General features: G+C 68.0%; 24 protein-coding genes. 14 read left to right on the top strand and 10 right to left on the bottom strand.

Going from position 1 to position 23,308, the window contains the following annotated elements; all coding sequences use genetic code 11:
* Positions 1 to 54: 54 nt before the first annotated feature.
* From ASE35_RS06965 to ASE35_RS06950, 4 genes are read right to left on the bottom strand one after another with little or no spacing between them, the layout of a single operon-like run.
* Positions 55 to 1,020 carry a biotin-dependent carboxyltransferase family protein gene (locus ASE35_RS06965; RefSeq protein ID WP_057163312.1) on the bottom strand — a complete coding sequence of 322 codons (966 nt, stop codon included), beginning with the start codon at positions 1,018 to 1,020 and terminating at the stop codon, positions 55 to 57.
* The gene (gene pxpB, locus ASE35_RS06960; RefSeq protein WP_057163311.1) at positions 1,017 to 1,727 is read right to left on the bottom strand and encodes a 5-oxoprolinase subunit PxpB; all 711 of its coding nucleotides are present in this window, start codon (positions 1,725 to 1,727) and stop codon (positions 1,017 to 1,019) included. The genes ASE35_RS06965 and pxpB overlap by 4 nt, the downstream gene beginning before the upstream one ends.
* Positions 1,724 to 2,134: an HIT family protein gene (locus tag ASE35_RS06955; RefSeq protein ID WP_057163310.1), complete on the bottom strand. Its 411-nt coding sequence runs from the start codon at positions 2,132 to 2,134 to the stop codon at positions 1,724 to 1,726. Before ASE35_RS06955 ends, pxpB begins: the two co-directional genes overlap by 4 nt.
* Entirely contained in the window at positions 2,131 to 2,793 is a 663-nt protein-coding gene (locus ASE35_RS06950) for a dienelactone hydrolase family protein (protein WP_057163309.1), read from the bottom strand. Before ASE35_RS06950 ends, ASE35_RS06955 begins: the two co-directional genes overlap by 4 nt.
* Positions 2,794 to 2,986: 193 nt before the next feature.
* Here ASE35_RS06950 and rimO point away from each other — a divergent pair, with 193 nt between their 5' ends.
* Positions 2,987 to 4,360, top strand: a complete 1,374-nt coding sequence (gene rimO / locus ASE35_RS06945) for a 30S ribosomal protein S12 methylthiotransferase RimO (RefSeq protein WP_057163308.1) — start codon at positions 2,987 to 2,989, stop codon at positions 4,358 to 4,360.
* A 6-nt stretch (positions 4,361 to 4,366) separates the two neighbouring features.
* Here the strand turns inward: rimO and ASE35_RS06940 are convergent, their stop codons facing one another.
* A complete protein-coding gene (locus tag ASE35_RS06940) occupies positions 4,367 to 5,602 on the bottom strand; it encodes a DUF4010 domain-containing protein (protein WP_162259026.1) in 1,236 nt (411 codons plus the stop codon).
* A gap of 160 nt (positions 5,603 to 5,762) precedes the next feature.
* On the opposite strand from ASE35_RS06940, the gene ASE35_RS06935 reads away from it, so the two are divergent.
* Positions 5,763 to 6,431, top strand: coding sequence for a hypothetical protein (locus ASE35_RS06935; protein WP_157489302.1), 669 nt, complete (start codon positions 5,763 to 5,765; stop codon positions 6,429 to 6,431).
* A gap of 25 nt (positions 6,432 to 6,456) precedes the next feature.
* On the opposite strand, the gene greB is transcribed toward ASE35_RS06935, so the two are convergent.
* The 3 genes from greB to ASE35_RS06920 all read right to left on the bottom strand — a co-directional run bounded on the left by greB (position 6,457) and on the right by ASE35_RS06920 (position 9,093).
* Positions 6,457 to 6,960, bottom strand: coding sequence for a transcription elongation factor GreB (gene greB / locus ASE35_RS06930; protein ID WP_056175529.1), 504 nt, complete (start codon positions 6,958 to 6,960; stop codon positions 6,457 to 6,459).
* A 6-nt stretch (positions 6,961 to 6,966) separates the two neighbouring features.
* The gene (locus ASE35_RS06925; protein ID WP_057163305.1) at positions 6,967 to 7,458 is read right to left on the bottom strand and encodes a copper resistance protein NlpE; all 492 of its coding nucleotides are present in this window, start codon (positions 7,456 to 7,458) and stop codon (positions 6,967 to 6,969) included.
* A 111-nt stretch (positions 7,459 to 7,569) separates the two neighbouring features.
* On the bottom strand, positions 7,570 to 9,093 hold the full coding sequence (locus tag ASE35_RS06920; protein ID WP_056175523.1) for a helicase HerA-like domain-containing protein: 1,524 nt from the start codon (positions 9,091 to 9,093) through the stop codon (positions 7,570 to 7,572).
* 165 nt (positions 9,094 to 9,258) lie between these two features.
* On the opposite strand from ASE35_RS06920, the gene ASE35_RS06915 reads away from it, so the two are divergent.
* The 9 genes from ASE35_RS06915 to ASE35_RS06880 all read left to right on the top strand — a co-directional run bounded on the left by ASE35_RS06915 (position 9,259) and on the right by ASE35_RS06880 (position 18,717).
* Positions 9,259 to 10,812 carry a transglycosylase SLT domain-containing protein gene (locus tag ASE35_RS06915; protein ID WP_057163304.1) on the top strand — a complete coding sequence of 518 codons (1,554 nt, stop codon included), beginning with the start codon at positions 9,259 to 9,261 and terminating at the stop codon, positions 10,810 to 10,812.
* Between the two features lie 11 nt (positions 10,813 to 10,823).
* A complete protein-coding gene (locus ASE35_RS06910) occupies positions 10,824 to 12,014 on the top strand; it encodes a M50 family metallopeptidase (RefSeq protein ID WP_057159531.1) in 1,191 nt (396 codons plus the stop codon).
* A gap of 15 nt (positions 12,015 to 12,029) precedes the next feature.
* On the top strand, positions 12,030 to 12,713 hold the full coding sequence (locus ASE35_RS06905; RefSeq protein WP_235570007.1) for a lysoplasmalogenase: 684 nt from the start codon (positions 12,030 to 12,032) through the stop codon (positions 12,711 to 12,713).
* A gap of 203 nt (positions 12,714 to 12,916) precedes the next feature.
* On the top strand, positions 12,917 to 13,495 hold the full coding sequence (locus tag ASE35_RS06900; RefSeq protein WP_057163301.1) for a TlpA disulfide reductase family protein: 579 nt from the start codon (positions 12,917 to 12,919) through the stop codon (positions 13,493 to 13,495).
* Between the two features lie 84 nt (positions 13,496 to 13,579).
* Positions 13,580 to 13,780: a hypothetical protein gene (locus ASE35_RS21080; protein ID WP_157489300.1), complete on the top strand. Its 201-nt coding sequence runs from the start codon at positions 13,580 to 13,582 to the stop codon at positions 13,778 to 13,780.
* A 137-nt stretch (positions 13,781 to 13,917) separates the two neighbouring features.
* A complete protein-coding gene (locus tag ASE35_RS06895; protein WP_056175507.1) occupies positions 13,918 to 14,592 on the top strand; it encodes a hypothetical protein in 675 nt (224 codons plus the stop codon).
* 221 nt (positions 14,593 to 14,813) lie between these two features.
* On the top strand, positions 14,814 to 15,407 hold the full coding sequence (locus ASE35_RS06890) for a hypothetical protein (protein WP_157489299.1): 594 nt from the start codon (positions 14,814 to 14,816) through the stop codon (positions 15,405 to 15,407).
* A 27-nt stretch (positions 15,408 to 15,434) separates the two neighbouring features.
* Positions 15,435 to 17,045, top strand: a complete 1,611-nt coding sequence (locus tag ASE35_RS06885; RefSeq protein ID WP_057163299.1) for an XVIPCD domain-containing protein — start codon at positions 15,435 to 15,437, stop codon at positions 17,043 to 17,045.
* 475 nt (positions 17,046 to 17,520) lie between these two features.
* On the top strand, positions 17,521 to 18,717 hold the full coding sequence (locus ASE35_RS06880; protein ID WP_057163298.1) for a hypothetical protein: 1,197 nt from the start codon (positions 17,521 to 17,523) through the stop codon (positions 18,715 to 18,717).
* Between the two features lie 60 nt (positions 18,718 to 18,777).
* Here the strand turns inward: ASE35_RS06880 and asd are convergent, their stop codons facing one another.
* Both asd and ASE35_RS06870 read right to left on the bottom strand, forming a co-directional pair.
* Positions 18,778 to 19,623, bottom strand: coding sequence for an archaetidylserine decarboxylase (gene asd / locus ASE35_RS06875; RefSeq protein ID WP_057163297.1), 846 nt, complete (start codon positions 19,621 to 19,623; stop codon positions 18,778 to 18,780).
* A complete protein-coding gene (locus ASE35_RS06870) occupies positions 19,620 to 20,264 on the bottom strand; it encodes an SCO family protein (protein ID WP_056175493.1) in 645 nt (214 codons plus the stop codon). Before ASE35_RS06870 ends, asd begins: the two co-directional genes overlap by 4 nt.
* A 484-nt stretch (positions 20,265 to 20,748) precedes the next feature.
* Here ASE35_RS06870 and ASE35_RS06865 point away from each other — a divergent pair, with 484 nt between their 5' ends.
* The 3 genes from ASE35_RS06865 (at position 20,749) to ASE35_RS20650 (ending at position 23,240) form a co-directional block, all read left to right on the top strand.
* Positions 20,749 to 21,549: a DUF4141 domain-containing protein gene (locus ASE35_RS06865; RefSeq protein WP_235570006.1), complete on the top strand. Its 801-nt coding sequence runs from the start codon at positions 20,749 to 20,751 to the stop codon at positions 21,547 to 21,549.
* 66 nt (positions 21,550 to 21,615) lie between these two features.
* Positions 21,616 to 22,737, top strand: a complete 1,122-nt coding sequence (locus tag ASE35_RS06860) for a type IV secretion system protein (RefSeq protein WP_157489298.1) — start codon at positions 21,616 to 21,618, stop codon at positions 22,735 to 22,737.
* A complete protein-coding gene (locus ASE35_RS20650) occupies positions 22,734 to 23,240 on the top strand; it encodes a DUF4189 domain-containing protein (protein WP_082611144.1) in 507 nt (168 codons plus the stop codon). Before ASE35_RS06860 ends, ASE35_RS20650 begins: the two co-directional genes overlap by 4 nt.
* Positions 23,241 to 23,308: the final 68 nt, after the last annotated feature.

Below are 23,308 nucleotides of genomic sequence, written 5' to 3'. Positions count from 1 at the left end.
CGCATTCGCGGCTTACGCCGCTCCCACACAGAGCGAGCCTCGCGGCTTGGCCGGTCACGTGGTGGCGGACAGAAATCGTGCCAGCGGGCGTTCTAGTGCCAAATACAAGCGCTGCAGCCGTACCCGCGCTTCGGCCGCGGCGGCTTGTGCCTGTGCGGCGGTGCAGGCTTGGAAGCGCAGCGTCGCATGCGGAGGCAGTTGCGCCAGTCGCGGCAGGTCGGCGGCGATGACGTGGCCCAGACGCGGATAACCGCCGACGGTCTGGGCGTCGGCCAGCAAGACGATGGGTTGGCCGTCGGGCGGCAGTTGCAGCGTGCCGGGCGCGACCGGTTCGGACAGGCCGCCCGCGCGCGCGCTGGTCAAGGGCGCGCCGTGCAGGCGCAGTCCCTGGCGGTTGCTGGCGGCGCTGACCTGCCAGGCCTGGCTGGCCAAGGCGGTCGCCGCCGCATCGTTGGAAGGCAAGTAGCGCACGGGCGCGTCGGGATGCTCGCCGAATTCCGGCTCGGCCCACCAGCCGGGAATGCGCGGCGTTTGAGTCACGAACATCGAACCGGGAACCAATGCGAGGCGGTCGCCCGCGCGCAAGGCCCGGCCCTCGTGGCCGCCGAAACCGCCGCGCAGGTCGGTACTGCGGCTGCCCAGCACGGGCGCCGCCGCGAAGCCGCCGTCGACGGCGAGCCAGGCGCGCGCGCCATCGCGTATCGCGCCCAGGCTGAGCGTGCCGGCAGGCAGGTCGATGGGGCGTCCCATCGGCAGCGCGATGCCGTCGAAACGCGCCACGGTGCTGCGGCCGATCAGGGCGATACGCACCGGCGCGTCGAAGCGCAGGGTCGGGCCCTGCAGAGTGAGTTCCAGCACCGCAGCGTCCGGCGCGTTGCCGACCAACCGGTTGCCCAGGCGCGCGGCATCCGGATCCAGCGCGCCGGCACGCGCCACGCCGAGATGACGCCAGCCGTCGCGGCCCAGATCCTGCAGCGTGCTCAGCAAACCGGGCGCCACGACCTCGAGCGTGCGTGTCATGCGCGCGCGTCCCGGATCGCCGCCGCGGCGGCGGCGTCTATGGCGCGAAAGCGCACGCGGTCGCCCGGCAGCAGGGCGGTCGGCGGCTCGCGCGCGGGATCGAACAGGCGCAGCGGCGTGCGCCCGAGGATGCGCCAGCCGCCGGGGCTGTCGCGCGGGTAGATGCCGGTCTGGGCGCCGCCGATGGCGACGCTGCCGGCGGCCACGCGCGTGCGTGGCGTGGCCAGGCGCGGCAGCGCCAGTGCGGGATCCAAGCCCGACAGATACGGGAAGCCGGGCGCGAAGCCGATCATCGCCACGGCGTACTCGCCCGCGGCATGGCGTTCGATCAAGCGCTGCGGCGTCAGACCCAGCTCGGCCGCGGCCGCTTCCAGGTCGGGCCCGTCCTCGCCGCCGTAGACGACCGGGATTTCGATCGTGCGCGCGGCGGCGATCCGCATCGTCGTATCGTCGGCGCCCAAACGGTCGTGCAGCCATGCGCGCACGCGCTCGGCGTCGATGGCGCCTGTGTCGAAGAACACCGCCAGGCTGGCGTAGGCCGGCACCAGATCGCGCAACCATGCCGGCGCGTGCTGGCGCAGGCGCGCCGCGTCGGCATGCACGCGCGCGTTGATCGCATCGTCGATGCCGGCGCCATCGCCCTCGGCGTAGCGCAGCAACCAGGCGTCGTCGGCCAGCGCCAGCGCCTGCGGCGCGCGCGCGCTCACGCCGCCAGCGCGTCCTGCAGGCGCCGGATGCGGCCGATCAGCGCTTCGGGCGAATACGGCTGCGCGGTCGCCATGCCCCAGACCGGACGCGGCCAGGCGATGTCCTCGCGGAAGCGCGCGATCACGTGCACGTGCAACTGCGGCACCAGGTTGCCCAGCGCGGCGACGTTGAGCTTGTGCGGCGAAAACGCCTTTTGCAGGGCCCGGCTGGCGACCGCGACTTCGCGCATCAGTTCGGTCTGCTGGGCCTCGTCCAGGTCGATGAGCTCGACCGCGTCCTCGACCCGCGGCACCAGGATCAACCAGGGATGATTGGCGTCGTCCATCAGGCGCAATTCGCACAGCTTGAACTGCGCCACCGGGTGGGTGTCGTCCGCCAGTTGCGGATGCAGGTGCCAGGGGTTCATTTCAGCGCGTCCGCAAAGAAGTCCAGGGTACGCCTCCAGGCCAGGTCCGCGCTGTCGGCGTGGTAATCCGGGCGCGGCTCGCAGTTGAAGCCGTGGCCGGCGTTGTAGAGGTAGATCGGCGCGTTCGGCAGGGCCGCGCGGTGGGCGTCGATGGCCTCAGGCGGGATGCTGGCGTCGCGTTCGCCGAAGTGGAACACAATGGGTGCGCGCGTCGGCTCGCCCAGGAACGGCACGGTGCGTGCGCCGTAATAGCTCACCGCCGGCAGGCCCAGACGGGTATTGCACAGGAAGGCCAGGCTACCGCCCCAGCAGTAGCCGACCGCGCCGGTGCGCAGGCCTTCGTCCTGCAGGCGGTGCGCGGCGGCGCCGGCGATCTCGACCGCGCGATCGAAGCCGACCGCGTTGCGCAGCTCGCCGCCGCGCGCGGCGTCCTCGCTGCCGTAGCCCAGCTCGATATGCGGTTGGACCGGGGCGAACAGGTCCGGCGCCAGAGTGGTGTAGCCCGCCTGGCCGAAACGGTCGGCGACGCTGCGGATGTGCTCGTTGACCCCGAAGATCTCCTGCAGCAGTACCAGCGCGCCGCGCGAGGGCCCGGTAGGCTCGGCGCGCCAGGCCGCAACCGGCCCGTGCGGGGTGTCCAGATCGGTCCACTGGCCCATGGCGGCCTCCGTTCAGCTGCGGGAATCGAGTCCAGTTTAGCGCCGGGGCTATAATTCGCGACCCCGGCGACGGTCCGCGCCGGCTCCGCCTCCGTTCCGCGCCTGCCCACCGGCATTCGCACCCCTTACTCAGCCAGTACGCCCCGGTTCCGCGCGCATGCGTGGCCGAGCGTCCCGCCAGGCCCTCGCACGCATGTCCTTAGCCAATCCCAAAGTCGGTTTCGTCAGCCTCGGTTGTCCCAAGGCCCTGGTCGATTCCGAACGCATCCTCACCCAGCTGCGCGTGGAGGGCTACGACATCGTCCAGAGCTACGACGCCGCCGACGTGGTGGTGGTCAACACCTGCGGCTTCATCGATTCGGCGGTGACCGAATCGCTGGATGCGATCGGCGAGGCCATCGCCGAGAACGGCAAGGTCATCGTTACCGGCTGCCTGGGCAAGCGCTCGGAGCTGATCCGCGAGACCCACCCCGATGTGCTGTCGATCAGCGGCCCGCAGGACTACGCCAGCGTGATGACCGCGGTGCACGCCGCGCTGCCGCCCAAGCACGATCCCTTCATCGACCTGGTGCCGCGCCGCGCGTTCGAGGCCGAGGAGGGCATCGGGGTCAAGCTCACGCCCAAGCACTACGCCTATCTGAAGATTTCCGAAGGCTGCAATCACCGCTGCAGCTTCTGCATCATCCCGTCCATGCGCGGCGATCTGGTCTCGCGCCCGGTCGATCAAGTGCTGCGCGAAGCCGAGAAGCTGGCCATGGGCGGCGTGCGCGAACTGCTGGTGATCTCGCAGGACACCTCGGCCTACGGCGTGGACGTGAAGTACGCCGAGCGCGAATGGCGCGGCAAGACCTACCAGACCCGCATGAAGGCGCTGTGCGAAGGCCTGGGCGAGCTCGGCCTGTGGACGCGTCTGCACTACGTCTATCCGTATCCGCACGTGGACGACATCATTCCGCTGATGGCGCAGACCGGCGCCAACGGCATGCCGATCCTGCTGCCGTACCTGGACATTCCGTTCCAGCACGCCAGCCCGCGCGTGCTCAAGCTGATGAAGCGTCCCGGCGCGGTCGACAAGACCCTGGAGCGCATCCAGCGCTGGCGCGGCATCGCGCCCGACATCACCATCCGCAGCACCTTCATCGTCGGCTTCCCGGGCGAGACCGAGGCCGAGTTCGAAGAGTTGCTGGATTTCCTCGACGAGGCCCAGCTCGACCGCGTCGGCGCGTTCGCCTATTCGCCGGTCAACGGCGCCCAGGCCAACGCGCTGCCCGATCCGCTGCCCGAAGAGGTCAAGCAGGAGCGTCTGGCGCGTTTCATGGAGCGCCAGGCCGAGATATCGGCGGCCAAGCTCGAAGCCAAGGTCGGCAGCGTGCAACGCTGCATCGTCGACGCGCTGGACGGCGAACTCGCGATCGCGCGCAGCATGGGCGATGCGCCGGACATCGACGGCCTGGTCCAGATCCAGAACGGCTTCGAGGCCGGCCTGCAGCCGGGCGAGTTCGTCGATGTGCAGATCCTGGGCAGCGACGAACACGACCTCTACGGCGAAGTCGCGTTCGAGGATTGAATTAGCTCAGGACGTCGCCCAGGTCGCCGCGGCGCTGGCCGCGGCCATGCCGATCAGGCCGGCCGCGACATGCAGGGCGTAGCGGCGATTGCCGCTGGCGAAGGCCAGCACGGTTTTGGCCGCCGCGCTGGCCGCGAGTAGGCCGACCACGCCCCAACGCGCGTGTTCCAGGCTCAGGTCGCCGGACTGGGTGAGCTGGGCGACGCTGGCCGCGGCCGCGTGCAGTTCGGCCAAGGCCACCAACACCGCGGTGACCAGCGCGCCGGTGTCGCCGAACAGGTGACGCATCCACGCCGACAACAGCAGCACCGCCGCGATCACCGCCGCCAGCACCAAGGCCTGGCTCAAGCGGAACGCGCGCGCGGCCGGCGCCTTCGGCAAGGCGTCGCTGCCGCCGCTGCGATGCAGGCCCAGCGCCGCGGCGATCGTCAGCGCCGCCGCCGCGGCCGCCAGCGGCCAGGCGCAGGCGCGCAGCAGACTGGGGGCGGCGGTGCCGATCACGCCGGCGAACAAGGCCAACGAGGCCAGGTTGGCGAGCAGGGCCGCGGCCGCGGACACCGAGGTCAGGCCGGGCTCGCTGCGGCTGCGTTCGCCGAAGCCGGCCACCGCCGCGGTCGACGAGGCGAAGCCGGAGAAAAAGCCGGCCACCGGCAGGCCCCAGCGCGCGCCCACGCTGCGCAGGGCGATATGGCCGAGCATGCCCACCGCCATCACCAGCACGACCAGGCGCCACAAGGCCGAGGGCACCAGCACGCCCCAGGGGTCGACCGCGGTGTCGGGCAGCAACGGCAGCACGATCAAGGCCGCCGCGGCCAGCAGCAGGGCGTCCTGCAGTTCGCGCTCGGACACCACCCGCCGCGCGAAGGCCTGCAGGGGCTGTTTGGCGAACAACAAGCCGGCGACGATCACGCCCAGGCCGGCGGCCAGGGCCGGCTCGCGCTGGGCGAAGGCCGCCAACAGTGCGGTGGCGGGCAGGGCGACCTCGCCGGTCAGGCCCGGGTCGTCGCTGCGGGTTTGCAGATAGCTGGCCAGGGACAGCGCGCCCACCACGATCACCAGCGCCGCCAGCACGACGGTGCCTAGCAGGGCTGCCGCCGCGGCCGCGATCGCGACCACCGCATGGGTGCGCACGCCCGCCACCGCGGTGCGCTCGCCGAGGTGGGCGCGCTCGCGCACCACCCCGATCAGCAGGCCGATCGCGATCGCGCTGAGCAGGCCGCGTAGTTGGGCGTCGAATTCCAAATTCCGTCTCCCGCCGTGGTCTGCGCCTGCGGCCATCTTAGGCGCGCTAGCCGGCGGCGGTCATCCCGGCAGCCTGTCCTGGCCGCCGGCGTTTTCGCGTGAACCTGGGGAGCGGCGCGAGGGTAGGATGCGCGCCAGGGATCGACACAGGGGACGGACGATGAAACGCAGCAGGACGATGTGGGTCGGGATCGGATTGGCGCTAGCGGTCGCCGGCACGGCGTGGGCGCAGGAGCCCAAGCTGGAGCCGATGACCGAAAGCATGCTGGTGGACTATCTCCCCGACGACTCGCGCGTCGAGACCCGTCTGGACGGCGACTTCAACGGCGACGGCATCGGCGACACCGCCTACGTCGGCGGCAACGACGAGAAGCGTCTGCTGAAGGTGATGCTGGGCTACCGGGACGAATTCGACCTGGGCCATACGCCCACGGGCGAAGCCGCGCTCGAGGTCGCGCCGCTGGGCTCGGCCTCGCTGTCGTTCAAGAAGGGCGTGCTGATTGTCGAGGACCTCACCGGCGGCACCACCGCCACCGCCACCACCTATCGCTATCGCTACGACCCTCAGACCAAGCGCATGCGCTTGATCGGTCTGGACGCCGAGCGTTACAGCCGCACCAACAGCCACGACACCCTGAAGCTGAGCTGGAACCTGCTGACCGGCGCGCGCATCGTCCAACGCGGCCGCGTCAACGACAGCGGCAAGGGCGACGAGGCCTACCGTTACGACCCGGAGCGCAAGCTCTCGAGCAAATCGGCGCCGGTGTACATGGACGAGACGCCCAGCCCGGACGCCTTGATCGACGCGCAGCTGGAGGCGGGGAGCTGAGGCTGCGGGCCGGCGCGCTGCGGGCTCAGCCTTCGTACTCCACCGCCACGATCGCGTAGCGTGTCGCACCGCCGGGCAGCGCCGCCTCGAACTCGTCGTCGACGCGCTTCTTCAGCATCGCCCGCGCCAGCGGCGAATCGATGCTGATGTGGCCCAGGCGCGCATCGGTCTCGTCCGGGCCGACGATGCGATAGCGCTGCAATTCGCCGTCGGCGACGTTCTCTACTTCGACCCAGGCCCCGAAATACACCGCGTCCGGGTCCGTGGGCGCGGTCTCGACCACGCGCAGCGCGGGCACGCGCTTGCTCAGATAGCGCACGCGACGGTCGATCTCGCCCAACTGCTTCTTGCGATAGATGTACTCGGCGTTTTCCGAGCGGTCGCCCTCGGCCGCCGCGGCGGCCAGGGCTTTCACCACTTCAGGACGGCGGACGCGCCATAGCTCGTCCAGCTCCTGCTTGAGCCGGGCGTGGCCCTCCCGCGTGATCAGGGCGGTGCTGTGCTCCGCGGGAGGTCGCCATCGGCCCATGCGTCGTTACAGCGCCGCGGCCTGGCGCTTGAGGCTGAGGTTGGCCTGGCTGTCGATCGCCTTGCCTTCCTTGTCCAGCGCGCGGATCTCGTCGGCCGACACCACCTGGTACAGGCTGTCTTCCACGGTCTTGCTGTTGGGATCCAGGCGAATGCGCTGGCCGGCTTCCTCGGCGGTCCAGGTGCCGTCGCCCTTGGTCTCGCTGTTCTTACGATCCTGGTAGCTGGTGGCGACGGCGTAAGTGCCGTCGGCCTTCAGCTCGAGCGTGGTGTTGATGCCCGGGCAGTCGGCGCAGGGCAGGGTGCCGCTGAAGGTGCCGGCGAAGGCCTTGGGGTCCAGCGCGGGCGCGACCGGCGGCGCCGGTTCCGGCGCGGCGGCGGGGGCGGCCGCGGCTTCGGCCTTGGGCGCATCGGCGGCGGGTTCGGTCGGCTTCTGCGGTTCGCAGCCGGCGAGGGCGATCAGGGCGACGCTGGCGAGCACGAGCAACTTCGGGTTCATACGGACACGCTCCTGGTTGATGGTCGAAACGGATATTCGCGATGCGAACGGGTGGAAAGTGGGCGCTGCCGGTGTGGGGCCGGCTTCGCGTCGGACGAAACCGGCTAAGCCTTACTTGCGCCCGCCGAAGATGCCGCCCAGCAGGCCGCGCAGGATCTGCCGGCCGATCTGGTTGCCGACGGTGCGCGCGGTTTGCTTGGCCATGGTCTCGACCATGCCCTGGCGACGCTTGGTGCCGAACACCGCGTCCTTGACCGCCTGGCCGAAACCGCCTTGCTCGGCCTCGTCCTGTTCGCGGGTCTTGGCCGGCGGCGCCTCGGCCTGGGTGGCCGCGGTTTCGGCGCGCTTGGCCAGCATTTCCGAGGCCGATTCGCGATCGATCGCGGTGTCGTACTTATGCCCCACCGGGCTGCCGGCGCGCACTTGCGCGCGTTCGGCCTCGGTGATCGCGCCCATGCGGCAGCGCGGCGGCGCGATCAGGGTGCGCTCCACCGGCATCGGTACGCCCTTGTCCTGCAGGGTCGAAACCAGTGCCTCGCCGGTGCCGAGCTTGGAGATCGCCTCGGCGACGTTCAGCGCGGGGTTCGGCACGAAGGTTTCGGCCGCGGTCTTGACCGCCTTCTGATCGCGCGGGGTGAACGCGCGCAGCGCGTGCTGCACGCGGTTGCCGAGCTGGCCGAGGATGTCGTCGGGCACGTCGTCGGGAAACTGCGAGCAGAAATACACGCCCACGCCCTTGGAGCGGATGATGCGCACCACCTGTTCCACGCGCTGTTGCAGGGCCGGCGGGGCGTCGTCGAACAGCAGATGCGCCTCGTCGAACACGAACACCAGCTTGGGCTTGTCGAGGTCGCCGACCTCGGGCAGGTTCTCGAACAGCTCCGACAGCAGCCACAGCAGGAAGCTCGAATACAGGCGCGGCTTCATGATCAGCTGGTCGGAGGCGAGGATGTTGATCAGGCCGCGGCCGTTGGGCGCGGTGCGCATCAGGTCGGTCAGCTCCAGCGCCGGCTCGCCGAAGAAGGCGTCGCCGCCTTCCTGTTCCAGGCGCAGCAGGGCGCGCTGGATCGCGCCCACCGACTGGGTGCTGACCAGGCCGTAGGAGGTCGAGATGTCCTTGCGCTCCTCCGCCACCAGTGCCAGCAGCGCGCGCAGGTCCTTGAGGTCGAGCAGCAGCAGGCCGCGGTCGTCGGCGAGCTTGAACACGATGTCGAGCACGCCCGACTGGGTGTCGTTGAGCTCCAGGATGCGCGCCAGCAGGGTCGGGCCCATTTCGCTGGCGGTGGTGCGCACCGGATGGCCGAGCTTGCCGAACAAGTCCCAGAACACGGTGGGGCTGGCTTCGGGCGTCCAATCGGGCACGCCCAGCTCGGCCACGCGCGCCAGCAGCTTGTCGTTGGCGGTACCGGCCACGGCCAGGCCGGCGACATCGCCCTTCACATCGGCCAGGAACACCGGCACGCCCAGGCGCGAAAAGCCTTCCGCGATCGTCATCAGGGTCACGGTCTTGCCGGTGCCGGTGGCGCCGGCGACCAGGCCGTGGCGGTTGCCCAGCTTGGCCTGCAGGTAGACCTGGCCGCTCTCGGGCGTGGTCACCGCCTTGCCCAGGAGGATGGCGTTCTGCGTCGAGTCCATATCCGCGTCCGTTGGAAGATCGGTCGATTCTAGCGGCAGCGTCGCATCGGCGTGTCGGTGTCCGCCCGCGCCAGATGAACCGGCAAGGTGCGCACGCTCACGCTTCCTTGCCCCGCATGGACCCCGCGGCTACCCTGCCTGGACCCTTCGCTGCCCTTGTCGTCCATGCCCCCATTTGCCCGTCTTTCCGGCGCCTTCGCGCCCGTCGCCGTCCTCGCGCTGGCCGCGCTGTCCTTCGATGCCTCGGCCCTGTCCAAGCGCGACCAGGCCGCCGTCGACGCCCTGAACCAGCGCATGCAGGCCGCCGAGGCCAAGTACCGCGCCGCCCTGGTGCAGATCCGCAACGCCGATCCGGAGGGCCAGAAGCTCAGCGACTCGGCGCTGGAGGACATGGAGGATGTGATCGCCGCCTGCAATAAGCAGAAGGGCTGCCAGCTGACCACCATGCTGACCAGCTACAAGCGCCTGCTCAAGGCCAATGCCGATGCCGAATCGCGCGCCGACGCCGGCGACGACGAGGACGACACCCTGCTGGACACCGACGGCTCGCTGGCCGCCGACGTGCCGCAGGCCGCGCGCGCCGCCGCCCTGCTCAACGCCGACGGCCAGCGCTTCGTGAAGATGGTGCAGTACAACCCGGCCGTGCAGGCGGGCATCCGCCGCTGGCTGACCGACATGCGCGGCTCGCTGATCCAGAGCCACGAGAACTACCAGTACATGCGCCAGATGATGTGGCCGCAGTACGAGCGCGCCGGCCTGCCCGAGGCGCTGCTGTTCGGCATCATGGCCAAGGAATCCAACGGCCGCGTGCACTCGACCTCGCGCGCCGGCGCGGCCGGCCCGATGCAGTTCATGTACGCGACCGGCAAGCGTTTCGGCCTGGGCGACGACGGCACCGGCTTCGACACCCGCTACGACGCGCGCGCCTCGGCCCAGGCCAGCGCCGAGTACCTCAACGAACGCATGGCCGCGCTCAACAACAGCATCGAGATGTCGTTGGCCGCCTACAACGGCGGCGAGGGCCGCGCCCAGCGCGTGTTCAACGCCAGCGGCGGCCGCAATTTCTGGGACGAGTCGGTCTACAACCAGTTCCCGCCCGAAACCCGCGACTACGTGCCGATGGTGATCGCCGCGGCCTGGCTGTTCCTGCACCCGAAGGAATACGGCCTGAGCTTCCCCAAGGTCGATCCCAAGCCGGCCAGCCTGCGCCTGAGCCAGCCCAGTTCGATCTACCAGCTCACCATCTGCCTGGGCAACGGCGGCACCCGCGACGGCTACATGCGCGTCCTGCGCAATCTCAATCCGCGCTACCAGGCCGACAGCTACCTGCCGACCGGCACCAGTCTCAACGCCACCACCAAGATCGTCGGCCTGTACAACCGCTGGTGCGTGCAGGGCGCGCGCGCCGATCTGGCCCGCACTCTGATGCTCAGCGATCCGACTACGGCGATCGTGCGCACCGGTCCGGTGACGATGGTGACCTCCACCGAGAGGGGCGAGGACGGTACCGTCGCGATCGCGCCGGCACCGCAGGACCCGCCCAAGGCCAAGGAAAAAGAAAAGCCCAAGAGCTATCGCGTGCAGCGCGGCGAAACCCTGACCTCGATCGCGCAGAAGTTCCAGTGCGACACCGGCAAGCTGGCCAAGCGTAACGGCCTGAAGGCGCCTCGTTATTCGATCCGCCCGGGCCAGACCTTGAAGGTCGACGACTGTAAGTAAGCGCCGTCGGCATGGACGCCGCTGACGAAAAGCATGCGGACCAGGGCGCGACGGCGCCCTGGTCTTGGTCGCCGCGGCTGAACCGGGTGATGGAGGCGCTGGCCGCTGCTCTGGCGGCGCTGAGCGTCCTCGGGGCCGCGCTGGCCTGCAGTTCCATCGTCGAGCCGCTCTCCGGATTCTGGGCGCTGTCGGCCGGCGTCCTGTTGTTCATGGCGCTGACCTACCTGGCGCTGGCGGTGCACGAGTTTGGCCACTACCTGGGCGCGCGCCTGCGCCGCATGATCGTGCTTGCCGTGGCGATCGGACCGGTCGAGTTCTACCCGGTGGTCGGCGGCTGGCGCCCGCGACCACGTGAGCGTCGGCATGTGCGCGAAGTCGGAGGCTACGTGGTCGCGTTCCCCGATCCCGATCGGCCGCCGCGCGGCGACTTCGCGGTGATGCTGCTGGGCGGGCCGCTGGCGAATCTGGTCCTCACCCTGTCGCTGGCGGCGTTGCTGGCGACGATGGAGGCCTCGCACTGGCAGTTGCTGTGCATCGCGCTCGCGCTGCTCAACTTCGCCGGCTTCGCCTGCAATCTCCTGCCTTATCAGACCAAGTCCCTGGCCACCGACGGATTGCAGTTGCTGCGGCTGCGGCACTGGCCTTCCGACATGCATACCGATCCCTGGCTGGTGTGGATGCGCTTGATGGGCCGTTCCTTGCGCGGCGTCACCGCCGACGAATTGCCCGAGCACGAGATGCGCGTGCTGGCCGAGCGCGCCGATGCGCTGCCCTTGCAGGACGAATGGTTCCAGCTCAAGGCGCTGCAGAACCGCGGTGACTGGCGACGGGTCGACGAGGTGGAGCGCGCCTTGAACCGTAGCGTGGCGGCGCTGGACGAAGCCTCGCTGGCTTCGATGAGCAGCGTCCTGCTGCTGATGCGCGCCGAGATCGCGTTCTGCCGGAGCATGGCCAGCGGCGACGCCGGCCACGTCGAAGCCGTCGGCCTCACGCCCGCGCTGCGGCGCGACGTACCCTATCTGATGCCGCGTCTGCAGGCCCTGGCCTCGGGGCTGCGCGGCGACGTCGAGCGCTCGGCGGCGGCGATGGAGCGATCGTGCGTCGGCGCCGAAACTTCGATAGACGTCGCAACCCGACGCTGCGAAGCGCGACTGCGCGGCTACATGCGGGCGATCATCGAACAGCGACGGGCCGCGTCGTAAATGGAGGGGCAGGGCGTGGGACGGACCGATGACATCGACAGCGCGAACTCCGGCGACGGCGGCGCGCGCTACTGGCTGCCCGCGATCGCGCTGGCGTCGGTGCTCGCGATCGTCGGTGCGATGGCGCCGCTACCCTGGCTGCACTACCTGACCAAACCCACCGCGACCTTGCTGGTGCTGGCAATGGTCTGGCGCCTGCCGGTGGGTCGCACGAAGTATCGGCCCGCGATCCTGGTTGGCCTGGCGTTGTCGACCTTGGGCGACGTATTCCTGATGCTGCCCGGCGACTGGTTCGTGTTCGGGCTGGGCAGCTTCCTGTGCGCGCATCTGGCCTATCTGATCGCGTTCACGCGCAGGGCGCGCGCATTCGCGACGCTGTGGCCGTTCCTGGCCTACGCTGCGCTCGCCGCCGCCGTGCTGGCGGTGTTGTGGTCGCATCTGCCGGGCGAGCTGCGCGTACCGGTCGTGATCTACGTGGCGGTGCTGGCGGCGATGGCTGCGCAGGCCGCGGCGGTGTGGTGGCGGCAGCGCACGCGCGCGACCGCGCTGGCGGCCTTGGGTGGCCTGAGTTTCGTGATCTCCGATGCCAGCCTGGCGATCGACCGCTTCGCCGCGCCGTTCGCGACCGCGAGCGTGGTGGTGCTGGCGACCTACTGGCTGGCGCAGACCTGGATCGGCCTGTCGGTGCGCGAGCGCTGAAGCACGTCAGCACGCAATCTGTGCCTTTTGTCTATAAGCAGTGCTTGCGATTGGCACCGCTGCCTATTCGACTCGGCGCAAACACGGGCCATTCGTCTTGTACGGCCTGCGGCCTCGCCCTATAAACGAGCGACACAGCGGCAATCGTCCGCCGCATCGAAGCGTCGTCGTCCAGGGCAGGGAGCGCCATGTCGAAACGGAGCATGCAAGGATCGATCGCGGACATGTTGTTGTACGTGCTGCTGATCGGCGCCGCGGGTTTTTCGCTCTGGTCCGCATACGGCCAGCGTCAGTTGCAGCAGCAGCTGCAGGAAACCCGGACCCAGCTCGGGCGCGCGCAAAGCGGCGACTACCTGCCGGTGATCGTGCGGCCGCTGGTGCAGAATCCCGAGCGCGTCGTGCGCCTGGGCGCGCCGGCGTCCGGCATGCAGTTCCTGTACGTGTTTTCGCCCGACTGCCGGTTCTGCGCGGCTTCAGCGCCCCACATCGAGCGCATCTATAGTCGCGCCGCCGCGAGCGGCAGCGAGTTCTACGGCGTTTCCCTGCGCGACGCCACGGCGACCGACGCCTTTCTCAAAAAGCACGGTTCCAAGATTCCGACCGTCGCCCTGACCGACGCGCGCACCCGCGCCCTGATGCGCGTGCGCACCGTGCCGGCGCTGCTCAGCGTCGAGCGCAACGGCCGCATCCGTTACGTGAAGTACGGCGTGCTCACCGAGAAGGACGTGCCGCGGGATCCGCCCGGCGCCGTCGCGCTGCCGCATCAGGCCACGCTGCCTTAGCGGCCGCCGCCTATCGACCGGCGGACTTCGGCGCCGCCGCCGGTTCGGCTGCAGTTCGGCGCCATCGAGGACAAGGAGAGGACCGTGTTCGAATCAAGGAAAGGCAAGACGAAATGGATCGCCATCGCTGCGGCATCGCTGCTGCTGGGTATGTCGGCGTTCATGCAGGTCACCGCATCGACCCCGAACGCGCCGCCGGGTTGCGATACCTGCTGGACCTGTCCCAACGGCTACGGCGGCATCGGCTCGGGTGGTTCGTGCATCGCCTGTTGCGATCCGCCCTGATCGCAGGCGTCTAGGCAGCGGCATCGCCGTTCTCTGCGGCGATGCCGTCTTTGTCCAGCGCCGATTCCGGATCTGGTGCAACAGGGCGTACAACGATGCGAATATGAGTACGACCCGCCACGGATCGCTCTCGCCTCATGATCGTACTTTCCGGCTTCTTCTACGCGCTCGCGCACCATCCGTTCTGGTCGTGGTTGGCGCTGGTCCTGCTGGCGCTGGCGGCGAGTCTGTTGATGGTGCGGTGGACCGGAAAGGCGCGCTGGATGCTGCTGTTGCTGGCGGCCTTCATCGGCGGCCAGCTCAACATCTTCACCGGTCATATTCTCAACGCATGGTTCCTGAATGCCTACGGCAGCCGCGGCACGGCGGTGATCGTGCACTCCGAGCTGACCAACTCGACCCTCAACGATCAGTACATTTCCGACTACTGGGCGGTGTTGCGCACCGCCGACGGGCGTGACGTCAAGATCGAGTTCGACACCATGTCGGCCAGCATCTACCCGATCCGCAACGAGATCCTGCTGCCGCCGCAGGGCCAGCGGTTCGTGGTCAAGTACGTGCCCGGCTTCGAGCGCAACGTCGCGATCATGAGCGACGAGTCGGACTACGGGCGCCGTTGGGTGGTCGCGCAGGCGCGCGGGCCGGTGGACAGGGCGGCCGCGCAACTGGCGGCGAGCCCCGACAACCCCGAGTTCGTCGAGGAGTACCGCAGCGAACTGCGGCGCTTTCTCGACCAGCACCGCAAGGACGCCGACCCGGCCCTGGTCGTGAGGTTCGAGCGCGAATTAGGCGAGTTGGAGCAGCGCCGATAACTGCGCCTGCTCGCATGGCCGGCGCCACGATCGCCACGACGGTAGCTCGATCCATGCTGGCGGCCGCGCGGGTCGCGCAGGCGCCGAACGCACGCAGTCGCGCAGGTATCGCCTCACTCGGGTGAGCCGTCGCGGCATGCTTTGTACGCCTCCGATCTGCCTTGTCGTCGGTCCGAGCCTCGTGCTACTACTGAGCCACCGACAGGAGCCTCGGTGGCCCCATGCTTACAGGACGTTGTTTCAGCGCTTTCGCCTTAGCCGCCTTGTTGGCGTTGCCGGCCTGCGCCGCCAAGTCGCCCAGCCCCGACAGCGCCGCCGTCGAGCCGGCCGAGGCGGCGACCCCCGATCGGACCGCCGCCGCGCCCGCGCCCGCCGCTGCACCAGCGCCCGCACCCGCGGTCGCACCCGTCGCGGCGGCGCCGAAGCAAGAATTCTCGGGTCAATGGGCTTATCGCCAGTCCTGCGGCTGGCAGCACAGCGCCCACCTGGAGTTGGCCGAGTCCGGCAGTGGCGTTAGCGGTCGTTGGGACGACGGCACCCGCGCGCGTGGCGACAGCGGCCAGTTGCAGGGCGAGCTGCGCGACGGCCGTCTGTATCTGCGCCTGTGCAGCGAAGGCGAAGCCGACGGCAAAATCCCCGCCTGCCCGAACTACGGCGAGGAATCGGCTTACCTGGCGCGCGAAGGCGCCGTGCTGGGCTGGTACCGCAAGTCCGGCGACGGCTACCGGCCTTACCTGAAACTGCACCCCGCCGGGGCCGGCCAAGCCGTGCCCGACGACAGCAGCGGCTGCGAAGAAGACGCCGAGCAAGACTGAGCGCGACCAAGCCAAGGAGGCGACGCGATGAACGTACCCGCAGACCAAGTAGCGCCCGCCGCCGCGCCGCGCCCGCTGACCGATGCCGAACTGCGCGCGGTGGCGTATTTCGCCATCGGCGTGGGCTCCGAAGGCAGCATCGGCGGGCGCGACGTGTCCACGCGCCTGTCCTTCGCCGGCAACCGCGATGCCGATACCGGACGCATGTCCCCGGTCGGCAACAGCGGTTATTCCATCGGCACCCTGCAGACCGATCTGGGACAGCACCCGGAAGTGATTCCGTCCCTGCTGAATGCCTACCAGGCCTGGGCCGCCACCCAGCCGGCCGGCACCGCGCTCAGCGCGGCCGAGCGTCGCCAGACCGCCGCCGACCTGGCCCGCAACGGCGACACCATCGACGCGCAGAACGGCCGGCCGATGGACGCGCGCATCGAACGCAACCTCAATACCTTCCTGCGCTCCGATGCCGGCGTCACCTACATCCACGATCGCGATGCGGCCCAGGTCGAGGAGTTGATGACCGGTACCCTGGCGCAGGTACGTCAGACCGCGCTGTTCCGCAATTCCACACCGGACGATCAGATCCGCCTGGCGGCCATGGTCGCCAAGGTCGAGAACCAGAGCGGCGATCGCTGGGCGCCGGGCCTGTTGCGCGACATGAACAACGGCACCCACGACAGCGTCGCGGACGTCAATCAGGCCATCGGCCGCATGCTGCGCGCCAACGGCGATTACATGGAGTCCGGCCGCGACGCCACCCTGGCCGGGGCCGAGGTGGTGGTCGCATTACGCAATGCCGATGCGCGCAGCCCCCTGCATACCGCGTGGCAAAGCGTGCTCGCCGATCCGCTGGCCAATCCTTCGCAATTGGGCCAGGACGCCACCCGTCCCAACCAGCGCGCCGAGTACACCACCATCAAGGAGCTGTTCCTGCAGAAGGAGCAGGCGCCGGCGTTCATCGATGCCCTGGACCGCGGCGCGGGCTATGCCTACGGCCGCCCGCAAGCCGAGGGCCGCAACCGCGCCACCGGCGGGCTGTACGCCCAGGGCGACGACTTCGTGCTTTGGAACCGCGACGGACCCGGCCGCGCCTACCTGGACGGGCAGTGGTCGGAGGTCGCGCGCAACGATCTCAGCCGCGTGCGCAACCGCGACGGCACCACCGACCTCAACCTGGCCCGCGATGGCAACGTCAGCCAACTGCTGCACGTGGACCCCCGCGCGCCCGGACTGCGCGCAAGCCTGGACGTGGATGCGCCAGTGGCGCCCGAGCGCGCGGACCATCCACTGTTGCGGCAGGCGCGCGATCAGGGCCGCGGCCTAGACGCTCAGCTGGGCGCGGTGAGCGGCGATGCGCGCGCATGCCTGGATCTCAACGTGGCTTGCCTGGCCGCGCAGCACCGTTTCGACCGCATCGACCACGTGATGCTGGGGCGCTCGCCGCCCGGGCAGGAGCCCAATGTGCTGGTAGTGCAGGGCGACCTGGGCGATCCCGGTCGCCGGATCGCATCGATGCCCCTGGCCGACGCGTTGCGCGGTCGCAGCGAAGAACTGCAACAGCGCCTGAGCGCCGCGCCCTCGCCGCAGAGCGAGCAGCAGGAGCAGCAGCAAAGCCAACGGACCGCGCGCTCGATGTAGCGCCCACCGGCGCGCGTCGCCGGCATCGCCGTTGACGATCGGCCGCCGATTCGCGATCGCCTGCGCCGCGGCCGGCGCTCACGGCGTTTCCGCCAGTGTCCGGCTATTGCCGTGGCACCGGCGTGCGCGCAGGCCGATTCATCGTAGCGAGCGTCGATCCGTGAGCCAGGTCGGTCGCTACATTGGATAACGATTCGATTCGATTCGATTCGATTCGATTCGATGTGGCCGCTCCAATCGACGTTCTACGCAGCGTCAATCCGCAGCCTGCGCACATCTTTCCGCTTCCGGACTGCGCGCGAAAATTCGCATGCGTCACGCGGTAGGAAGTCGTCCGAAAACGGCGAGTAATCGGCCGTAGCCCAGCGCATACAGACGCTGCGCCGCCGGCGCGCAATCGCATCACCGTCGATACATCCACGCCGATCGCGCTCGCGCATCGCGACGACCGCGCTCGGCCCGAAGGAGCCCCGTCATGAAGCTCTCGCTGCCCGTTTCGCTGTTGAGTCTGAGTCTGTTCGCCATCGGCACCGCCCAGGCCGCGCCACCGCGTTATCGCATCGATTACCTGCCGTCGCTGGGCGGTTCCAGCACCGCCACCAGCATCAATGATCTGGGCTGGGTCGCCGGCCGTTCGACGCTGACCGCGCCCGCGCCGTCGCATCGCCACGCCGTGCTCTGGCGCAACCAGCAGATCACCGACCTGGGCACATTGGGTAGCCCGGAGCGCCAGAGCGCCGTGGTCTGGCCGGTGAAGAACGTGCGCGGCATCGTCGCCGGCATCGCCGAAACCAACATGATCGACAGCGAGAACGAGGACTGGAGCTGCTCGTCGTTCCTGCTCGCGCGGCCGGCCGGTACGCCGCGCTATCAGTGCCTGGGCTTCGTCTGGGAAGACGGACGTATGCAGGCCCTGCCGACCTTCGGCGGCACCCACGGGTTCGCCACCGGCGCCAATAATTTCGGCCAGGTCGTGGGCTGGGCCGAGACCGCGGTGCGCGACCCGGTCGGCTGCACGCTGCCGCAGAAGTTCCAGTTCCGCGCCGCGCTGTGGGAGCCGCGCCGCAACCGCATCCAGGAGCTGCCGCCGGTGGTGGCGGCCGGCGATACGGTGAGCGCCGCCACCGCGATCAACGACCGCGGCCAGGTGGTCGGCATTTCCGGCATCTGCGACGACGCGGTCGGCAAGTTCAGCGCGATCCGCGCGGTACTGTGGGAGCGCGGCCGGGCGACGGTGTTGGGCGATATCGGCGGCGCGGCCTGGAACACGCCGATGGCGATCAACCCGCAAGGCGATGTGGTCGGCTTCGGCAACCAGTCGCTCACTGACGAAGGCGCGCCGGACTGGGGTGCCTTCCTGTGGACGCGCCATGGCGGCATGCGCGCGCTGCCGAAACTGGCTGGCCACCTCAATGCGCAGGCCAACGGCTTGAACCTGTGGCAGCACGCGGTGGGGCGTTCCTGCACGGATGCCAGCATGGCGGCCTGCGATGCGGTGCTGTGGCGCGACGGCGGCGTGCATCGCCTGCGCGATCTGATCGCGGATTTCCCCGCCGACGGCCCGCGCCTGACCACCGCGACCGACATCGACGATTTCGGCCGCATCAGCGGACAGGCGATCAATCCGCAGACCGGCGCCGGCATGGCCTATGTGGCTACGCCGATCTACTGAGCTACTTGGTGTTTGCCCAAACCCTCTCCGCAGTGGAGAGGGGTTGGCGCGCCGGCGTCTTCAGTCGGTCAGAGTGGCCAGCGCCTGCCCGAGCCGCACCGCCGTCTCCGCGGCCAGCGCCGGCGACAGCGCGGCCACGCCCGGCGGCAGCAACACGATCACGGTGGAGCCGTAATTGAAGCGCGCCATCTCGGCGAAACGGTCCAGCGCGATGTTGGCGCCGCGATAGTCCTTGACCGTGACGGTATCGGCGTAACGCGGAATCTCGACGCCGCTCCACACCGTTTCCACGCCCGAGACCAGCAGCGCGCCTACCATTACCACCGCCATCGGGCCGAAGTCGGTATCGAAGTGGCAGACCAGGCGTTCGTTGCGCGCGAACAGGCGCGGCACGTTGCGCACCGCGTCCGGACCGACCGAGAACAAACGCCCCGGCACGTGCACGGTTTCGCGCAGGGTGCCGGTCCAGGGCATGTGCACGCGGTGATAGTCCTTCGGCGACAGGTACACGGTCGCGTACACGCCGTTCTCGAACGGCTCGGCCGCCGCTTCGTCGCCCAGCAGCTCGGCGGCGGTGAAGGACTGGCCCTTGGCCTGGAAAATGTCGCCGTGCACGATCGGCCCGCATTGGCTGATGCGGCCGTCGGCCGGCATCAGCAGGCTGCGCGGATCGGGATCGGCCACGCGCGCGCCCGGCTTGAGCGCGCGGGTGAAGAAGGCGTTGAAGGTCGGGTAGGCGCGCGGATCGGATTCGGCGGCCTCGGACAGGTCGACGCCGAACTTGCGCGTGACCGTGTCGATCAGCCACTGCTTGACCGCCGGGCGGCTGGAGTAGGCCAGGGCGCGCGCGATCGACGACAGCGCGCGGTGCGGCAGGATGTAGGTGAAGGTGGTCAGCAGGCTCACGGCATGGCCTCGGTCAGGGCGGCCATGTCCGCGGCGATGGCCTTGGGATCCAGCGGCGGCTGGATCAAACCGGCCATGCGGCCTTGCGGGTCCAGCACCGCCATCGAGGCGCTGTGATCGACCGAGTACTGATTGGCCGGCACGCCCTCCGGCGGCGGCACCTTGGCGAACACCATGCTCAGCGATTTGGCGAAGCGCTCCAGCGCCGGCAGATCCGCGGTCGCGGCCAGGGTGTCCTTGTGGAAGGCATGCGCGTACTCGCCGATACGGTCGGGCGTGTCGCGTTCCGGATCGACCGACACGAACAGCACGCGCGGGCGCAGCGCTTCCGGGATCGAGGCCCACTGCTTCTGCGCTTGCGCCATCTCGCCCAGGGTGGTCGGGCAGATGTCGGGGCAATGAGTGAAGCCCAGGAACACCAGGGTCCAGTGGCCCTTGAGCTCGCCTGGCACCAAGGCGGTGCCATCGGACTGGCGCAGCGAGTAGGCCGGCAGCTCGCGCGGCGGCGAGAACAGGCGCACGGCCTGAGTCTGCGGCCACTGCGAGGGCGCGGCCGCACCGAAGTAGCGTTGCGCGGCCCACAGGCCGAGCGCAGCGGCCAGCGCGGCGACGAGGACGATGACGGTGGTGCGATTGAACATGGCCGGTCCGACAGGGGTATCCCCCGCATGATACCGGGCCGGCCGCGCAGGGCGGGTGCGGCATAGCGCCGCAGCGGGTGGGGGATCGGCCCGTCGTCGGAAGCCTGCGAGCAAGGAGGCTGGCGCTTGGGCGCCGATGGAACGGCTCGTACGCGCCGTTCCGTTCGCCATGAAGACAAAACTCGCCGTGTCCGCCCTTGCTTCGATTGTGAGTTTTATCGTGGGTATTTATTAGGCGGAATTTGGTGATTATTTGTGTGATATGGCACGAATTATCAGTTGATAATCATCGGGTCGCTGAATAGCACTTCGATCTAGTGGAAAACCCCTCTTGTGCTGGCGTCGTAAACTGGCGCTAATGTGATCAAGGTCGCGTTGTTGTTGGTTTTAGTCGCGATCTTACTGGATCAATAACTGTGTATTAATTCCACATTATTTTCTGTGCCAGGTCGGTCGCGAAATGAATCGCGAGAGGATGAATACGATGAAATGGAGCTTCCCGTCTTTGTCGCGCAAGCGCCGCTGCACCATCGCGCTACTGGCCGTTTGCGGCTTGGCGTCCGGGCCGGCGGCCGCGCAATGGATCGTCCAGGATCCCAGCCTGATCATGGGGCAGATCAGGCAGACCTTCGCCGACTCGCAAGAGTTCGCGCTGCAGGCGCAGCGCTGGGGCGAGACCTACAAGTCCTACAACGACACTTACAAGCACTATCAGCAGCAGTTGATACGTCTGCAGCGCCTGAACATGGGCGATCCGGAGATGGAGGACACCTTTCCCGAGCGCGATCTGAACTACGGGATGGCGGACAGCTGCCCCGCCAAGGGCAACGGCGAAGGCGGCGCGAGCAGCTTGCTGACCCGGGTGTTCACGGCGGCGCAGCCGAAGATGGACGGCAAAGTACTGGACGAGCAGCAGAAGATCTGCGAGCGCATGGTTCAGGCGGAGAACGCCAAGTACAACGAGTCCGTGCGCATGCTCAAGACGCTGATGAAGCGCAATCGAGAGTTCCAGGACGTGCAGCGGCAGCGCGACAACGTCGGGGATGAGCAAGGGGCGTTGGCGGCCAACGACAACGAGGTCCAGCGATTCGTGGCGCGCACCTCGATGGACCTCGACTACTGGCAGGCCCGCATGACCGCCTACCACAGCTATATCGAGTCTTTGAAATGGGATCAGACCCGCCTGGCTAAGCGTGCGATGCGCGGCAAGAAGGGACAGGGTGCTGACGCCATTATTGGGCAGGTGGTTCAGGCTGCGGCGCTTAAGGCTGCCTTGAAGCCCTGAATTGCTCGCAGCGCAGGTGTGTTGCCGTCTTAGTCAATTCGGGCTCCGCCCCGCAGGAAGCGAATGATGCAAGCAGTTTTGGAATGGCTCGGCGGTTTCGCTACCGGCTGGGACGCGCTATCGCCGCGTGCGGCCGGCATAGGCGATTTTGTCTTCTTCAAGTTGGTCAACGACTATCTGAACGCCAAGGTTGAAGCGTTCGGCATACAGACGCTGGGGAATTTCACCGATTTTGCGGTGGGCATTTCGCTGACCTTGTTCACGCTGTGGATCCTGCTCGCCGGCTATCGCATCGTTACCGGGCAGTCGCGCGAGTCCATGATAGCGCTGACCACCAATTCCATACGCATCGTGGCGATTCTTGTCGTGGCAGGCATTTGGTCGAACTACACCGATGGGACGTATAGATTGCTGGTGACGGATCTCGATGCCAAAGTGCACGGGCTACTTACAGGCGATAGTGGTCGCACTTCGGCAGACGCAATCGACGAGAACCTGGTCTACATGCAGGTAGCGCTGAATGCCATCGATGCGGTTCAGATCGTCGATGGCGACCAACAGATGCAGGACGAAAAAGCGCGGGCGCTGCTATTCGCAGGCTTCGGCACCGCCAGTCCGCCGATGACGGCGGGCGCGATGCTGTTGCTGTACAAGTTCACTATCGCGATGTTTATTGGCTTTGGACCACTGTTCATTCTTTGTTTGATGTTCGATCAGACCAAGGACCTGTTCCGAAAATGGTTGATGTACGGCATCGGTACGTTGTTCTCGATGGCGATGCTGAGCGTGGTGACTGCGATTGCTCTGGAACTGGCGGTGGATGTGGCCAAGGCATTGTGGATGGCCAAATTGGTCAACGGCATTCTGGGTACGGATACTGAAGGCTTGACATCTCAAGCGATGCAGCAGGGCGGTATCGGACTGTTGCTGACGGTGTTGATCGTTACGGTGCCGCCAGCGGCCGCGATGTTTTTTCAAGGGACGGTGGGGAATTTCGCAGTTACATCAGCGTTTGGTTTCGGCGCTGGGGCAGCTCAGGGAGCATCAGGCTCGAATGGATCCGTGCCGCCTGCTGCGCGCGCGCAATTGCCCTCAGGTGTGGAGACAGGGCCGACTGCATTTCCAGGTCTCGCAAATCGTACGCCAAGCGTTAACGCCGAGGCTCCGCCGAGGAGGGCTGCTTCATGAGTAATTGGATGGTGTACATCGCGGGAATAGCTCTAATGACCGCCAGCCTACGCGCAAAAGGTGAGGGTCAATGCCCTCCGGGCTATATACAATCCCCAGGGCCAGAGCAAGGAGTAGTGAATTGCGTGCCTTTACCTGGTTCGCAAGCTGGCGATACAGGTAATACGGGGCCGCGCTGGCAAAGTCGCTGGGGCGCCATTGCGTTCGATTTTGGCGAGACCAATGTAGGAATTGGGGTCTCAGTGGCTGCGAGCAGTAAGCGACGGGCGAAGAACGAAGCGATCGCTGATTGTCGCGCCAAGGGGGGGCGGAATTGCAGGATCAATCTGATTTATGACAACCAGTGCGCGGTGGTGATTGCAGGCTTCGGGTACTCGCGGTCTCAAGGTGGTCCAACTGTCGAGATTGCTGCTGATCATGGGATGCGCGAGTGCGAGAAGTCCGGCGCCAAGGACTGCCAGGTTTACTACAAGGCCTGCAGCTTGCCCGAACAGATTCAGTAGATTGGATGCTTGTAAGGGAATGCGGTTCTGGCGTTAAAGTGAACCGTCAGGTGTCTTAGCAGGGACGC

It is taken from the genome of Lysobacter sp. Root916, from assembly GCF_001429785.1.
In the GTDB taxonomy this organism is placed as follows: Bacteria; Pseudomonadota; Gammaproteobacteria; order Xanthomonadales; family Xanthomonadaceae; genus Lysobacter.
This window is presented reverse-complemented; position numbering and strand designations above follow the sequence as displayed.

Bases quoted from the DNA above. Each gene is read 5' to 3' on its own strand.
- ASE35_RS06915 (WP_057163304.1), top strand. From the start codon at position 9,259: ATGCCCCCATTTGCCCGTCTTTCCGGCGCCTTCGCGCCCGTCGCCGTC.
- ASE35_RS20650 (WP_082611144.1), top strand. From the start codon at position 22,734: ATGAGTAATTGGATGGTGTACATCGCGGGAATAGCTCTAATGACCGCC.
- ASE35_RS06950 (WP_057163309.1), bottom strand. From the start codon at position 2,793: ATGGGCCAGTGGACCGATCTGGACACCCCGCACGGGCCGGTTGCGGCC.
- ASE35_RS06920 (WP_056175523.1), bottom strand. From the start codon at position 9,093: ATGGACTCGACGCAGAACGCCATCCTCCTGGGCAAGGCGGTGACCACG.
- ASE35_RS06925 (WP_057163305.1), bottom strand. From the start codon at position 7,458: ATGAACCCGAAGTTGCTCGTGCTCGCCAGCGTCGCCCTGATCGCCCTC.
- greB (WP_056175529.1), bottom strand. From the start codon at position 6,960: ATGGGCCGATGGCGACCTCCCGCGGAGCACAGCACCGCCCTGATCACG.
- rimO (WP_057163308.1), top strand. From the start codon at position 2,987: ATGTCCTTAGCCAATCCCAAAGTCGGTTTCGTCAGCCTCGGTTGTCCC.
- ASE35_RS06890 (WP_157489299.1), top strand. From the start codon at position 14,814: ATGCTTACAGGACGTTGTTTCAGCGCTTTCGCCTTAGCCGCCTTGTTG.
- ASE35_RS06935 (WP_157489302.1), top strand. From the start codon at position 5,763: ATGAAACGCAGCAGGACGATGTGGGTCGGGATCGGATTGGCGCTAGCG.
- ASE35_RS06910 (WP_057159531.1), top strand. From the start codon at position 10,824: ATGGACGCCGCTGACGAAAAGCATGCGGACCAGGGCGCGACGGCGCCC.
- ASE35_RS06865 (WP_235570006.1), top strand. From the start codon at position 20,749: ATGAAATGGAGCTTCCCGTCTTTGTCGCGCAAGCGCCGCTGCACCATC.
- ASE35_RS06885 (WP_057163299.1), top strand. From the start codon at position 15,435: ATGAACGTACCCGCAGACCAAGTAGCGCCCGCCGCCGCGCCGCGCCCG.
- ASE35_RS06870 (WP_056175493.1), bottom strand. From the start codon at position 20,264: ATGTTCAATCGCACCACCGTCATCGTCCTCGTCGCCGCGCTGGCCGCT.
- ASE35_RS06895 (WP_056175507.1), top strand. From the start codon at position 13,918: ATGATCGTACTTTCCGGCTTCTTCTACGCGCTCGCGCACCATCCGTTC.
- ASE35_RS06880 (WP_057163298.1), top strand. From the start codon at position 17,521: ATGAAGCTCTCGCTGCCCGTTTCGCTGTTGAGTCTGAGTCTGTTCGCC.
- ASE35_RS06860 (WP_157489298.1), top strand. From the start codon at position 21,616: ATGCAAGCAGTTTTGGAATGGCTCGGCGGTTTCGCTACCGGCTGGGAC.
- ASE35_RS06900 (WP_057163301.1), top strand. From the start codon at position 12,917: ATGCAAGGATCGATCGCGGACATGTTGTTGTACGTGCTGCTGATCGGC.
- ASE35_RS06965 (WP_057163312.1), bottom strand. From the start codon at position 1,020: ATGACACGCACGCTCGAGGTCGTGGCGCCCGGTTTGCTGAGCACGCTG.
- ASE35_RS06955 (WP_057163310.1), bottom strand. From the start codon at position 2,134: ATGAACCCCTGGCACCTGCATCCGCAACTGGCGGACGACACCCACCCG.